The sequence below is a fragment of the Achromobacter aegrifaciens genome (assembly GCF_902859735.1).
In the GTDB taxonomy this organism is placed as follows: domain Bacteria; phylum Pseudomonadota; class Gammaproteobacteria; order Burkholderiales; family Burkholderiaceae_B; genus Achromobacter; species Achromobacter aegrifaciens.
In genome coordinates, this window is the sequence record NZ_CADIJY010000012.1 from 50,924 (window position 1) to 63,231 (window position 12,308).

Here is a 12,308-nt window from a genome sequence, read left to right on the forward strand (position 1 = left end):
TTCAGGCGGCTCCCAGGATGAGTGAGCAGTGGGCGGAAAGGATGCCGCCGTCTCCGTGCACGAAGGCCAGGTTGGCGCCATCCACCTGGCGGGCATCCGCCTGGCCGCGCAATTGATGGACGGCCTCGACCGCATGGAACATGCCGCCGGCCGCGCCGGAGTGGCCATAGGACAGCAGGCCGCCATGGGTATTGCAGGGCAGGGCGCCGCCCAGGCCCAACTGGCCTTGCAGGGCGGCGGGCCCGGCTTCGCCGCGCGCAAAGAATCCAATGGATTCAAGTTCGACCAGCAAGGTGATGGTGAACGAGTCGTAGATGAGAGCGACGTCGATGTCGGCGGGCTTCAGGCCGGCCGCCGCGAACGCGCGTGCCGACGAGGCCTTGCAGCCGAAATCGACCAGGCTGGGTGCGGACACGATATGTTCGTGCGTGTGGCCCTGGCCCGCACCCAGGATCTCCACGGCACGGTGGCTGGTGTTGGTGGCAGGACGGCGGCTGACCACCAGCGCCGCGCCGCCGTCGGAAACCAGGCAGCAGTCCAGCATGCGCAGGGGCGCGCTGATCTCGCGCGAGTTCAACACGTCCTCAATGGAGATCGGCTCGCGCTTGTGGGCCTTGGGATGCCGGCCGGCATGGCGGCGGTGCTCCACGGCGATTGCTGCCAGGTGCTCGGATGTCACACCGTAATCGTGCATGTAGCGTTGCGCAACCAGCGCATAGGAAGCGGGCACGCTGATGCCGAAGGGGCGCTCGAACTGCGGGTGGCCGACCTCGGCCAGCGCCGCCACCGCGCCGTCGCGGGACAGCCCCGTCAGACGGTTGTCGCCCGCGACGACCAGGACGTGGTTGCACTGGCCGCTGGCCACCAGGGCGGCCGCCTGCATGACCATGATGCAGGCGCTGGCGCCGCCGGCCTGTATCGCGGTGCAGAAGTTCGGACTCAGGCCCGCGTATTCGCAGAACACGGAACCGAGCATCAGGTGCGGCTCGGTAAAGGAATAGGCGCACAACACGCCGTCGATGTCGGCGGGGTCCAGGCCCGCGTCGCGTATCGCGCCGAATGCCGCTTCCGCGTGCAGGCCCATGCAACTGGAACCTGGCAGTTCGCCAACGCGTGTGTCGCAGGCGCCAGTGATGTAGGCGTTCATGCTCATGCGGCGCCGTCCTTGCCGGGCTTGGCGGACCAGTTGAATGCGAGGGGCTGCTTGTCCAGGAAGCGCGCCACGGCGTCGTCGTGGTAGACCGTGTGCAGAGCCAGCGCCTGGGCATGGGCCTCCAGTTCGGCCAGCGTGTTCTGGTCCAGGTTGAAGGAGCGGTTGAGTATGTTCTTCGACATGCCCAGCGCTTCGGTCGATGCGGCATGGAATCGGGCGGCAAGCGCCAATGCCTCGTCCAGCAGGGATTGCGGCGGGACGATGCGGTACAGGATGCCGAGGGCGCGCGCTTCTTCGGCGTCCACTTCGCGTGCCGAGAACACGAGTTCCTTGGCGCGCTGAAGGCCGACGATGCGCGGCAACAGGAAAAAGCCGCCCAGGTCCGGCACTAGGCCGATGCGTCCGAAAACGGCACAGAACCGCGCGCCCGGCGTGCCCAGGATGAAATCGCAGGCCAATGCCAGATTGAAGCCCGCGCCGAAGGCGGGGCCGTCCACCGCGGCAATGACGGGCTTTTCCAGATTGACCAGCTCATGGAACCAGGTGTGCAGACGGCGTATGCGATCCCGGTCCTTGTACACAGGCCGTTTGGCCTCGGACAGCGATTTCAGATCGCCGCCCGCACAGAACACGCCCTGGGCGCCCGTGATGACCACGGCTTTGACCGTGTCGTCGTCGCGCGCTTGAAGCACGGCTTCGGCCAGGCTTTGGCGCACCTCGAGATCGAAGGCGTTGCGTCGTTCGGGACGGTTCAGGGTGATGAGGAGTGTCGCGCCGCGGCGCTCGCGCAGGACATAGTCGGTCATGGCTTGAATCCCAGGCTGTTGGCGATGATGTTCTTCTGGATCTCGCTGGTGCCTTCGCCGATGATGTAGACCAGCGCGTCGCGGTGGATGCGGCCGACCGGATACTCGCGCATGATGCCGGCGCCGCCGAAGATACGGATGGCTTGCTCGCTGACCGAAACGGCGGTTTCGCTGGCGACCAGCTTGACGCGCGCGGCCGTGGCCGCGTCCAGGGTTCCCTGATCCACGCGCCAGGCGCCGTAATAGACCAGCCAGCGGGCCGCTTCGATCTGCGCCGACATCTCGGCAAGCTTGTGGCCGATGGCCTGATACTGGCCGATGCGCTTGCCGGCCACCAGACGGTCGTTGGCGTAGGCGGTGGCGGCATCGAAGGCCGCGCGCGCCATGCCCAGGGCATTGGCCGCCACGCCGACCCGGTTTTCGCTGAGCGATTCCAGGATCAGCGGATACGTGCCTTCGGTTTCGCCGAGCAGGCAATCGTCGGGCACGAAGGCGTTGTCGATGTGGATAAGCGCCGTTTCCGACGCGCGTATCCCTTCCTTCTTGAGCTTGGAAATTTCGAAGCCAGGATTGGGCAGTTCGACGATGAACAGGCTGATCGAGTCAGGACGGAGGTCGGGACTGGTGCGCGCGGCTACCAGCAGGAAGTCGGCGAAGGGTGCATTCGTGATGTAAAGCTTGCTGCCATGCAGGCGCCAACCGCCTTCAACGCGTTCGGCCCGGGTCTTCATGGCGCGCACGTTGGAGCCGCCGTCCGGTTCGCTCAGACCGAAGCCGGCCACTTTCCGGCCGGCCAGCGCGGGCGCCAGGAAACGCGCCTTCTGCGCCGGCGTGCCTGCTTTCCATATGGGCCAGATGCCCAGATGCGTATGGGCCGACCAGGTGGATGCGAACGCCTGGGACAGGTAACTCAGCTCTTCGCGCACGATGCAGTCGCTGATTTTGTCCAGGCCGCTGCCGCCATCGGCTTCCGGATAACGCACGCCCAGCAGGCCCAGATCGCCCCAGCGTTCAAAGACGTGCTTCGGAAAGGTTTCCTGTTCTTCAGCATCGAAGACCAGGGGGGCGAGTTCATCCTGGCAAAGCCGCCGCACGGTATCGCGGACGGCTTCGTGTTCACTGGAAAACGCAAAGCTCAAGCTCACGGATATGCTCCTTTTGTCTCCGCTGGCGATGCCCGTCACCCTTGGCGTGTCGGGCATCTTTAAATTCTTTATAGAGAATAATATTCTCGTTAAAAAATATAATAGCCAGCGTTCATTGATGCGTCAATCATCGGATCAGGCGGTTTTGTCCTTGACAAGCCGGAGGGTCAATCCTAGACTTTATTCGCTATAAAGATAAATATTCGCTATACAGAATAAAGGAGACAACATGAAGACCGGATTACCCCTGCTTCAATCCTCATTCTCGTCGCGGGCGGCCAGCTTGGCTGCGGCTGCCTTTATGGCTTTGGGCTCAGGGTCGGCCCGTGCCGAGCCTGTCTACCCGTCCAAACCGATAGAGGTGATCGTGGCGTCCTCGGCGGGCGGCATCCTGGACACTATCGCGCGCACGGCCGCGCACGGCATCGAACGCCTGGGCCAGCCTGCCGTGGTCAAGAACCTGCCGGGAGGCGGCGGCACCATCGGCACTCAGGCAGTGGCGCGCGCGCCGGGAGACGGCTACACCTTGGGGGCGGTAGCGACCAGCCACGCCATCAATCCCAGCATGTATTCCAAGCTGCAGTACGACACCGCGCGCGGATTCAGCAACATTACGCAAATGGTGGAGCTGACCAACTTCCTGGTCGCCAATCCTGCGGTCCCCGCGTCCAACCTCAAGGAGTTCATCGCGCTGGCAAAGTCCAAGCCAGGCACCCTGACATACGGCTCTGCGGGCGTCGGACAATCCAATCATCTTTCAGGCGAATTGCTGCAGCAGGCCGCCGGCATCAAGCTGGTGCATGTGCCTTACCGGGGCAGCGCACAGGCGTTGACGGATCTGCTCGGCGGGTCGCTTTCGGTGATGTTCGTCGACGCGCTTTCGGCCGAACCCTATGTAAAGTCAGGAAAGCTGAAGCTGATCGCGATTACCGGATTGGAGCGGTCGCCGGCCTATCCCGACTATCCCACGCTGAATGAATCCGGCTTGCCGGGGTTCAACGGCAATACCTGGCTCGGCCTGGTTGCGCCTGCCGGCGTGCCCAAGAACATCGTCGACAAATTGCAGGGAGCGGTGCGCGCGGAGTTCGAGGATCCCGTCGTGCGCAAGCGTCTGCTGGGGCAGGGCGTCATTCCGGTAGCTTCCGCGCCGAAGGCTTTCAGCGAGTTCCTGGACGGCGAGATGAAGCGCTGGGACCAGGTCATCAAGACGGCGGGCATCGATGCGAACTGAAATGATGGAAGACATGAACATCGTGGGCGGCGCGTCACCGCAGGCGCTGGCAGGGGCGGCGCGCGCGGCCGCCGTGCTGGAGGCGCGCAGCGTGGCCATCGTGGGCGCTTCAGCCGATCCGGGGAAGATCGCCGGCCGACCTTTGGCCTACATGCTGTCGCGCGGCTTTGTCGGCAAACTGTTTCCGGTCAATCCGACGCGCGATCAGGTGCAGGGTCTCAAGAGCTATCCCTCGTTGGCCGCGATAGGCGAGCCGGTGGATCTGGCCATAGTCGGTACGCCGGCGGGGCTGGTCGAGGATGTGATCCGCGAGGGCGCGGCCGCGGGCGTCAAGGCGTTCGTCGTGTTTTCTTCGGGCTTTTCCGAAACGGGCGAAGAAGGCGCGGCGCTGCAACGCAGGCTGGGCGAACTAGCGCGGGCCCAAGGCGTCACGATACTCGGCCCCAACTGCCTGGGCGTGGCCAATAGCGCCACCGGACTCATTGCCTCGTTCACCACCGCACTGGAGGAAACGCCAATCAAGCAGGGCGGCTTCGCCTTCGTCAGCCAGAGTGGCGCGTTGGGCGCGTACTGGATGGACATCTGCCTGCGTTCTGGCCTGGGATTCAGCAAATGGATCACCACCGGCAATGAGTGCGACATGGATGCGGCGTCGGCCATTGCCTATCTTGCCGACGATCCGCAGACGCGCGTCATCGGACTTTACGTCGAGGATATCCGCGATTCCCTGGCGTTCCGACGGGCGCTGCTGCGCGCGGCGGCAGCCGGGAAGCCGGTCATCGCGATCAAGGCGGGCCGCTCGCAGGCGGGCGCGGCGGCGGCTGCTTCGCATACGGGAGCGCTGGCCGGCGACGATGCCCTGTATGACGCCTGCCTGCGTCAGCATGGCGCGCTGCGGGTGGATTCGCTGGGCCAGATGATGGATGTGGCCCGGCTGTTCCTGTTCGACAGCGTGCCGCAGGGCAAGCGCTTGGCCGTCATGTCCGTGTCGGGAGGCGCGGGCGTGCTCATCGCGGACGAAGCCGAACGCTGGGCGCTGGAGCTGCCCGCGCTTGCGCCGCAGACGGCCCAGGCGCTGGCGCCGGTGTTGCCTTCCTTCGTCAAGGCGGCCAATCCGCTGGACCTGACCGGCAATGTGGTGCAGGACACCGCCAGCATTTCAAGGGCGCTGGAGGCCGTGGCGCGAGACCCGGGCAACGACGCCATCGTGCTGTTCGTTGGCCTGATGCACAGCATCGCCACGGCGTTTACCGACGCCATCGCCCAGGCGCGCCAGCGTACCCATCGTCCCATCGTGGTGATCTGGATCGGCGCCAAGGAAGAGTCGGTGAGTGTGCTGGAGCAGGCGCGCATACCCGTGTTCCGCGATATCCCGCCCGCGGTTGCAGCCCTGGGCGCTGCTGTGCGTCTGAACGGCTTGCGCCATGCGGCGCTTACGGCGCCGGCGTTGCCGGCACTCCGGTGCGATGCGATGCCGGCCGCTAGTATCGCGTTTCTGCTTGAGTGGGACAGCAAGGCGCTATTGCGCGAACTCGGAACCGCCGGCATCCCCGACGGCGTGCTGGTGGACGGCGATATGCCCGACCGCTTGCCCGCGCCCTTGGCTTACCCCGTCGTCGCCAAGCTGCAGGCCAGTACTGTCCTGCACAAGAGCGACATAGGCGGCGTGGTACTCGGCATCATGGACGACGAGCAATTGCGAGCAGCCCTGCTGCGCCTGCGCGCAATCGCCAGCGACAGGGGCATCGACGCGAGGGGCATCCTGCTCGAATCCATGCAGCGCTTCGACCACGAATTGCTGCTGGGCCTACGCCGCGACGTCCGATTCGGCCCCACCTTGACGCTGGGCCGCGGCGGGGTGGAAGTGGAGCTCGATCCCGACGTGGTCTGCCGTTTGCTGCCGCTGGACGCACAAGGCATCCAGGAAATGATCGAGGGCCTGCGCTCGGCCAAGCTGCTGCAGGGGTTTCGGGGGCGCGGCGCCGTTGACCTGCCAGCTCTGGCTCGGCAGATTGCGGGGTTGTGCGAAGCATTCCTGGCGCGGCCGGACCTGGCGGAAATCGAGATCAATCCGCTGGCAGTGGGCGAGGGGCAGGCCTGGGTGCTCGATGCGGTCGTGAGCAGGTTCGAATGACGGCATCCTCGCACCATGTGCTGGTTCACGACGCCGCTGGCGTCCGTACGCTGATCCTGGACCGTGCGGCCAAGGCCAACGCCCTGAACGTGGAAATGCTCGACGTGTTGCGGCGCGCGATTGAAAGCGCCCCGGCCGCAGGGATTGGGCTGATCGTTCTCCGCAGCGCTTCTCCCTCCCTGTTCTGTGCCGGCGGCGATATCGAGGAGTTCGTCCGCAGTGCGGCGTTGTTGCAAGCGCAGGGGCAGGGCCTGCGTGAACTGATGGCCGCCATGGCGCGCTCGCCGGCTCCCGTCCTGGCTGTCGCCCGAGGCAAGGCGGCGGGGGCCGGCGTCATCCTGCTGGCGATGACGGACATCGTCATTGCCTCGGCGGACCTCACGCTCGCGTGCCCGGAAATCGCTTTCAACATGTACCCCGTCATGGTCCAGACCGCCCTGGAAACCAAGATCAGCGGCGCGCGGGCCCGCCAGTTGTGCCTCAGCGGCCAACTGCTGAAGGCCGAGCCCGCCCGAGACCTGGGACTGGTGACCGATGTGTTGCCGACCGAGGACTTCGAGCGGCTTTCCGCCGAGCGCCTGGCGTTCTACATCGCGCGCCGCGAGGCGCTGGTCATTGCCCGCAAGGCGCGTTTGTTGCGGGAGCCGCCCGATTGCGCCGTCGGACGCATCGAAGCGCTCGAGCCCCTGATGCACGAAAACTTCGCCAGGCCCGGCGTGCAGGAAACCATACGCGGCTATCTTTCCAGCATGCGCGCCAGGCGCTCCGGTTGATATGCCCGCCGGGTTTGTGCGGGCAGGCGCTCTATGCCACAATTTTTGCTCTTTTCTATCCAGAGAAATTCTCTGTCTTCAGAATGACGACCGAACAACCGGAAAAACTCGTAGGTGCTCTCGTGGGCGGATTACGCGTTCTGCGCTACCTGAGCGCGGCGCCCTCGGGCGTGGGGGTCACCCGCGTGGCGCGCGACCTGCAACTCAATTCCAGCACTTGCTACAACTTCCTCAAGACGCTGGTATATGAAGGCCTGGTGTCGTTCGATGAAGCCACGAAAACCTATTCCATCGCGTTGGGGCTGGTCGAGCTCGCCAAGGGCGCGCTGGAGCAGGGATCCTACGTGCGGCTGGTGCATCCGCATTTGCGCGATATCGCGCGCAGCCACGGCGTGACTGCGACGCTCTGGCAGCGCACGTCCAATGAGCGCGTAGTGCTGGTGGACCGTGCCGACACCGACAGTTCGGTGCGCGTGCACATGAGCGTGGGCCAGCGACTGCCCATGTACATCGCGGCGCTGGGCCGCTGCATGGCGGCCCATTCCGGGCTGGATGACAAGGAATTGCGGCAACGTTTCGACAACCTGAGGTGGGACGACAAGCCGCCTTTCAAGGACTATATGGAAGGCGTGCGCGACGCCCGTGAAAAGGGTTACGCGGTGGACGCCGGCAACTACGTCAAAGGCGTCAGCACGGTTTCCGCCGCGGTGCTCGACGAATTCGGCAAAGCCGCCATGGCCATCAGCGCCGTTGGCTTCAGCGCCCAGGTTTCGGGCGAGGCGCTCGAGCGCCTGGGCGTTGACCTGCGCGACCGCGCCGCGCTGATCTCCCGCGCACTCTCGGGCGGCCGCGCCTGATTCCCCACCGCTGACGCCACGCTGCCCGTGTCGCCGTGCGGGCAGCGCGGCCGCTGCCCCTTCCAGCGCGGGAAAACTCCCTGAAAAACCCGATTGACGTTCTCGAGAACCTTTGCTTATGATTCATCTAACCGTACGGTTAGTAAATTAACTGACCGATAACTTATATGTAACAGCATGACGCCAAGGCAGGCGGCGTGGAATCACAAATAGCGGTTGTTACGAGGAGGCAATGGTGGCTAGCGCCAACAAAGAGCAGTTGCTGGACGCATACCGGCGCATGTTGCGCATCCGGCTGGCCGAGCTCCGGCTCGGACGCTTGTTCGCGGACGGGGAGGTGCCCGGCTTCATCCATCTGAGCATCGGCCAGGAGGCCGTCGCCGCTGCGATGGGTATGGTGCTGCGGGCGGACGATACCGTCGCCTCGACCCACCGTGGCCATGGTCATGCCCTGGCCAAGGGCATCGACATCGAAGATTTCTTCCTGGAGCTGATGGCGCGCGAAGAGGGTATCTGCAAGGGCCGTGGCGGTTCGATGCACGTCGCCAACCTGTCCATCGGCATGCTGGGCGCCAACGCCATTGTCGGCGCCAGCATACCGATAGCCCTGGGCAGCGCACTGGCCCATCAGGTGCAGAAAAAGGACTGCGTGGCGGTGGCCTTCTTTGGCGACGGCGCCATGGCCGAAGGCGTGCTGCATGAAAGCCTCAACCTGGCTGCGCTGTGGCGCCTGCCGTTGCTGTTCCTGTGCGAGAACAATGGTTGGGCCGAGTTTTCTCCCACCCACAAACAGTTCGTGGCGCCGCTGGACAAGCTATCGGCCGCCTTTTCCATTCCCCACGAAAAAATCGACGGCAACGACGTGTTGGGGGTGGCCGACGCCGCCAGCGCGGCCGTGGCGCGCATACGCGCCGGTGAAGGTCCGCGGGTGCTGGAGTGCATCACTCACCGTTGGCGCGGCCACTATGAAGGGGATCCCCAGAAGTACCGCCCTTCCGAAGAGATCGAGGGCCTGGGCGAGCATGATCCGGTAGCGCGCTTCGAAGCGGTGCTGGATCAGAACGGGGTCGCCAAGGCGCAGCGCGAACAGGCGTTCGAGGAGGTCCAGGCCCAGGTCGAACGCGCGGTCGAACGCGCGCGCCTGGGGCGCCAGCCCGTGTGGGAGGACGCGCGCAATGATGTCTACACCATGAACGAGGCGAACTGAGATGGCTGAACTACGTTTTGCCCATGCCATCAACCGCGCGTTGGCCGAGTGCATGGAGGAGGATCCCACGGTGTTCCTGTTCGGCGAAGACATCGCCGAAGCCGGAGGGCCGTTCGGCGTCACGCGCGGGCTGCATGCCCGTTTTGGCCCGGACCGCATCCGCGATACGCCGATTTCCGAAGCCGCCATGGCCAACGCGGCAGTGGGAGCGGCTCTGTCCGGTCTGCGTCCCGTGCTTGAAATCATGTTCATGGACTTCATGACGCTGACCATGGACGCGCTGGTCAACCAGGCGGCCAAGGCTCGCTACATGTTTGGCGGGCAGGCCAGTGTGCCCATGGTGGTGCGCACCCCGCATGGCGGTGGCATCAGCGCGGGGCCGCAGCATTCCCAATGCCTGGAAGCATGGTTTGCCCACATTCCGGGCCTGAAAGTGGTGTGCCCCAGCAACCCCGCCGATGCTTATGGCCTGCTGAAGTCAGCCATTCGCGATCCGGACCCGGTGGTGTTCGTGGAGAACAAGGCCTTGTATGCCCTCAAGGGCGAGGTGGCCGATGATGCCGGACCGATACCGCTGGGCCGGGCCCGGGTTGCACGCCCGGGCCGAGACCTGACCGTGGTGAGCTACGGCGCGACCGTGCACAAGGCCTTGCGGGCCGCCGAGGCCCTGGTTGCCGATGGCATCGAGGCCGAGGTGCTGGATCTTCGCAGCATCCAGCCCTGGGACGAACAGGCGGTGCTGGCATCGCTCAAACGCACCCACCGGCTGCTCATCGTGCACGAAGCCGTGGAGGCATTCGGGGTCGGCGCCGAGATCGCTGCACGAATGGCGGACATAGGTTTTGACGAACTCGACGCGCCCATCGCTCGTGTCGCGGCGCCCTTCGTTCCGGTGCCATTCGCTCCATCGCTCGAAGAACAGTACCAGCCCCAAGAGGCCGATGTCATAGCCGCCGCGCGCAAGCTCTGCGCGTGAACCCAGGAGACAGCATGAACGAACCCAGCATTCTTGCCGAAGTCCGCAATCGCGTCGGCATCATCACCATCAATCGGCCGAAGGTGCACAACGCGCTGGACATTCCAACCTTGATCGAACTGGAACGGGCTTTCGCCGCATTGGAAGCCAGCGACGACTGCCGCGTCATCGTCATCACGGGCGCCGGCGATAAGTCGTTTGTGGCGGGAGGCGACCTGGCCGACCTGAATTCACGCCAGGGGCTGGCGCACTACCAGGAGTTCGCCGAGGATATCCATCGCGTGTTCCGGCGCATCGAAGTCAGCGACAAGCCGACGATCGCTGCGGTCAACGGCTGGGCGTTGGGCGGCGGCACCGAGTTGCTCCTGGCCATGGACCTGCGCATCCTGGCCGACAGCGCCATGATTGCGCTGACCGAGATAAACCTGGGCCTGTTCCCGGGGGCGGGCGGTACGCAGCGCATCATCCGGCAGGTCGCGCCTTGCCTGGCCAAGGAGCTGATGTTCACGGGCGGGCGCATCAGCGCCGCCGATGCGGTGCGCATGGGCCTGGCCAACCGCGCAGTTCCGAAAGACGAACTCATGGCGCAGACTCTGGCGCTGGCGGAGCAGATAGCAGGCAAGTCGCCGCTGGTGCTGAAGCTGCTCAAGCGCACGCTGCGCGACGGCGCCGACATGCCCCTGGCCAATGCGCTGGCGCACGAACAAGCCATGATAGGCCTGGTGCTGGACACGCGCGACGCGCATGAGGGCATCGGTGCATTCCTTGAAAAGCGCGAAGCGCGCTTCGCGGGGCAATAGCCCATGGGCGCGCTGAATGACCTGCTGATGCCCAAGCTCGGCCTGACCATGACCGAGGGCATGTTGATCGAATGGAGCGTGGCCGCTGGCGACCAGGTCAAGGCTGGCGATCCCTTGTTCGTGGTGGAGACCGACAAGGTCGCCAACGAAATCGCGGCGGAGGCAGACGGGCTGATTGGCGAGATCCTGGTGCAGGCGGGCGAAACCGTTCCCGTCGGCGCTGTGGTCGCGCGTTGGACGGGCCCGGGCCAGCGGGCAGAGCAGGAACCCGGCCTGGCTGCCGGGGAGGAGGCAACGGTCATGACCAAGCCGGCCGTGCCGGCGTGCGTCGAGCCGGCGCCAGTCGTGGGCGGCCGCATCGTGGCCACGCCGCTGGCGCGGCGCCTGGCCCGTGAACTGGACGTGGATCTGGCGAAGGTCGGCGGCACGGGGCCTGGCGGACGCATCAAGGCGGCCGATGTGCGCCAGGCGGAAGCGCCGGCGGCGCTGGCGAAGAGCGCCGACGAACTGACGGTTGCGGCAAAGGACGTCGGCCAGCGAGTCACCGCCAGCGGGCTGGTGCAGTCCATGGCCCGCCGCATGACGCAAGCCAAGCAGGTACCTCATTTCTATCTCTCGGCCGAAGCGGAAGTCAGCGAGCTGCTCGCCTTGCGCGGCCGGTTGAATGGCCAAGCTGACGCACCCCGGTTGACCTTGAACCACTTCGTCATCGCCGCGGTGGCGCGGGCGCTCGAGGCCTTGCCGCAACAGAACCGCATCTGGAACGACGACCATATCGTGCAGTTCCAGGCCATCGACGTCGGTGTGGCGGTCACGACCGAGCGCGGGCTGATGGCGCCCGTCCTGCACGGGCTGGCAGGCGCCACGCTGGACGGCGTCGCACGGCAGTCGGATGCATTGCTCGAACGCGTGCGCTCGGGCAATGCCACCCGTGAGGACATGATTGGCGGCGCCATCTCGATTTCCAACGCGGGCATGTTCAACGTCACATACATGACGCCCATCATCAACCCGCCCCAGTCGGCCATCCTGGGCGTGGGCAGCATTCGCGAGATATTCCGGCCCGACTCGCAAGGCGCGCCCGCGCTGCGGCGCGAAATGGGCTTGGTGCTGGCAGCGGACCATAGGCTGCACGACGGTGCGGGCGCACTGAAATTCCTCAATCACGTCATCGAATTGCTGCAGGACCCCTACCGGCTGCTGCGTACCCATACTCAAGGATAGAT

The 12,308-nt window shown here is 65.2% G+C and carries 11 protein-coding genes; 8 read left to right on the forward strand and 3 right to left on the reverse strand.

Going from position 1 to position 12,308, the window contains the following annotated elements; genetic code table 11:
- Position 1: 1 nt before the first annotated feature.
- The 3 genes from HV766_RS24365 to HV766_RS24375 are packed head-to-tail and all read right to left on the reverse strand — an operon-like array spanning position 2 to position 3,104.
- The gene (locus tag HV766_RS24365) at positions 2-1,153 is read right to left on the reverse strand and encodes a thiolase family protein (RefSeq protein WP_175181980.1); all 1,152 of its coding nucleotides are present in this window, start codon (positions 1,151-1,153) and stop codon (positions 2-4) included.
- Positions 1,150-1,959, reverse strand: a complete 810-nt coding sequence (locus HV766_RS24370) for an enoyl-CoA hydratase/isomerase family protein (protein WP_175181981.1) — start codon at positions 1,957-1,959, stop codon at positions 1,150-1,152. The genes HV766_RS24365 and HV766_RS24370 overlap by 4 nt, the downstream gene beginning before the upstream one ends.
- Positions 1,956-3,104, reverse strand: coding sequence for an acyl-CoA dehydrogenase family protein (locus tag HV766_RS24375; protein ID WP_119450627.1), 1,149 nt, complete (start codon positions 3,102-3,104; stop codon positions 1,956-1,958). Before HV766_RS24375 ends, HV766_RS24370 begins: the two co-directional genes overlap by 4 nt.
- Before the next feature lie 229 nt (positions 3,105-3,333).
- Between HV766_RS24375 and HV766_RS24380 the strand changes: the two genes are divergently transcribed.
- The 8 genes from HV766_RS24380 (at position 3,334) to HV766_RS24415 (ending at position 12,306) form a co-directional block, all read left to right on the forward strand.
- The gene (locus HV766_RS24380) at positions 3,334-4,335 is read left to right on the forward strand and encodes a tripartite tricarboxylate transporter substrate binding protein (RefSeq protein ID WP_054457858.1); all 1,002 of its coding nucleotides are present in this window, start codon (positions 3,334-3,336) and stop codon (positions 4,333-4,335) included.
- 1 nt (position 4,336) lies between these two features.
- Positions 4,337-6,469, forward strand: coding sequence for an acetate--CoA ligase family protein (locus tag HV766_RS24385; RefSeq protein ID WP_054457857.1), 2,133 nt, complete (start codon positions 4,337-4,339; stop codon positions 6,467-6,469).
- Positions 6,466-7,242, forward strand: coding sequence for an enoyl-CoA hydratase/isomerase family protein (locus HV766_RS24390; protein WP_175181982.1), 777 nt, complete (start codon positions 6,466-6,468; stop codon positions 7,240-7,242). The genes HV766_RS24385 and HV766_RS24390 overlap by 4 nt, the downstream gene beginning before the upstream one ends.
- Before the next feature lie 83 nt (positions 7,243-7,325).
- Positions 7,326-8,099 carry an IclR family transcriptional regulator gene (locus HV766_RS24395; RefSeq protein ID WP_054457855.1) on the forward strand — a complete coding sequence of 258 codons (774 nt, stop codon included), beginning with the start codon at positions 7,326-7,328 and terminating at the stop codon, positions 8,097-8,099.
- Between the two features lie 235 nt (positions 8,100-8,334).
- Positions 8,335-9,306, forward strand: a complete 972-nt coding sequence (locus HV766_RS24400) for a thiamine pyrophosphate-dependent dehydrogenase E1 component subunit alpha (protein WP_175182009.1) — start codon at positions 8,335-8,337, stop codon at positions 9,304-9,306.
- Between the two features lies 1 nt (position 9,307).
- A complete protein-coding gene (locus HV766_RS24405) occupies positions 9,308-10,282 on the forward strand; it encodes an alpha-ketoacid dehydrogenase subunit beta (protein WP_175181983.1) in 975 nt (324 codons plus the stop codon).
- Between the two features lie 14 nt (positions 10,283-10,296).
- Positions 10,297-11,082, forward strand: a complete 786-nt coding sequence (locus HV766_RS24410; RefSeq protein WP_175161581.1) for an enoyl-CoA hydratase/isomerase family protein — start codon at positions 10,297-10,299, stop codon at positions 11,080-11,082.
- A gap of 3 nt (positions 11,083-11,085) precedes the next feature.
- Positions 11,086-12,306, forward strand: a complete 1,221-nt coding sequence (locus HV766_RS24415; RefSeq protein ID WP_125471423.1) for a dihydrolipoamide acetyltransferase family protein — start codon at positions 11,086-11,088, stop codon at positions 12,304-12,306.
- The last annotated feature ends 2 nt before the right edge of the window (positions 12,307-12,308 follow it).

What these genes read in the sequence shown, in the direction of transcription:
- HV766_RS24410 (WP_175161581.1), top strand. Translation starts at nt 10,297, where the DNA reads ATGAACGAACCCAGCATTCTTGCCGAAGTCCGCAATCGCGTCGGCATC.
- HV766_RS24390 (WP_175181982.1), top strand. Translation starts at nt 6,466, where the DNA reads ATGACGGCATCCTCGCACCATGTGCTGGTTCACGACGCCGCTGGCGTC.
- HV766_RS24415 (WP_125471423.1), top strand. Translation starts at nt 11,086, where the DNA reads ATGGGCGCGCTGAATGACCTGCTGATGCCCAAGCTCGGCCTGACCATG.
- HV766_RS24385 (WP_054457857.1), top strand. Translation starts at nt 4,337, where the DNA reads ATGATGGAAGACATGAACATCGTGGGCGGCGCGTCACCGCAGGCGCTG.
- HV766_RS24380 (WP_054457858.1), top strand. Translation starts at nt 3,334, where the DNA reads ATGAAGACCGGATTACCCCTGCTTCAATCCTCATTCTCGTCGCGGGCG.
- HV766_RS24395 (WP_054457855.1), top strand. Translation starts at nt 7,326, where the DNA reads ATGACGACCGAACAACCGGAAAAACTCGTAGGTGCTCTCGTGGGCGGA.
- HV766_RS24365 (WP_175181980.1), bottom strand. Translation starts at nt 1,153, where the DNA reads ATGAGCATGAACGCCTACATCACTGGCGCCTGCGACACACGCGTTGGC.
- HV766_RS24405 (WP_175181983.1), top strand. Translation starts at nt 9,308, where the DNA reads ATGGCTGAACTACGTTTTGCCCATGCCATCAACCGCGCGTTGGCCGAG.
- HV766_RS24370 (WP_175181981.1), bottom strand. Translation starts at nt 1,959, where the DNA reads ATGACCGACTATGTCCTGCGCGAGCGCCGCGGCGCGACACTCCTCATC.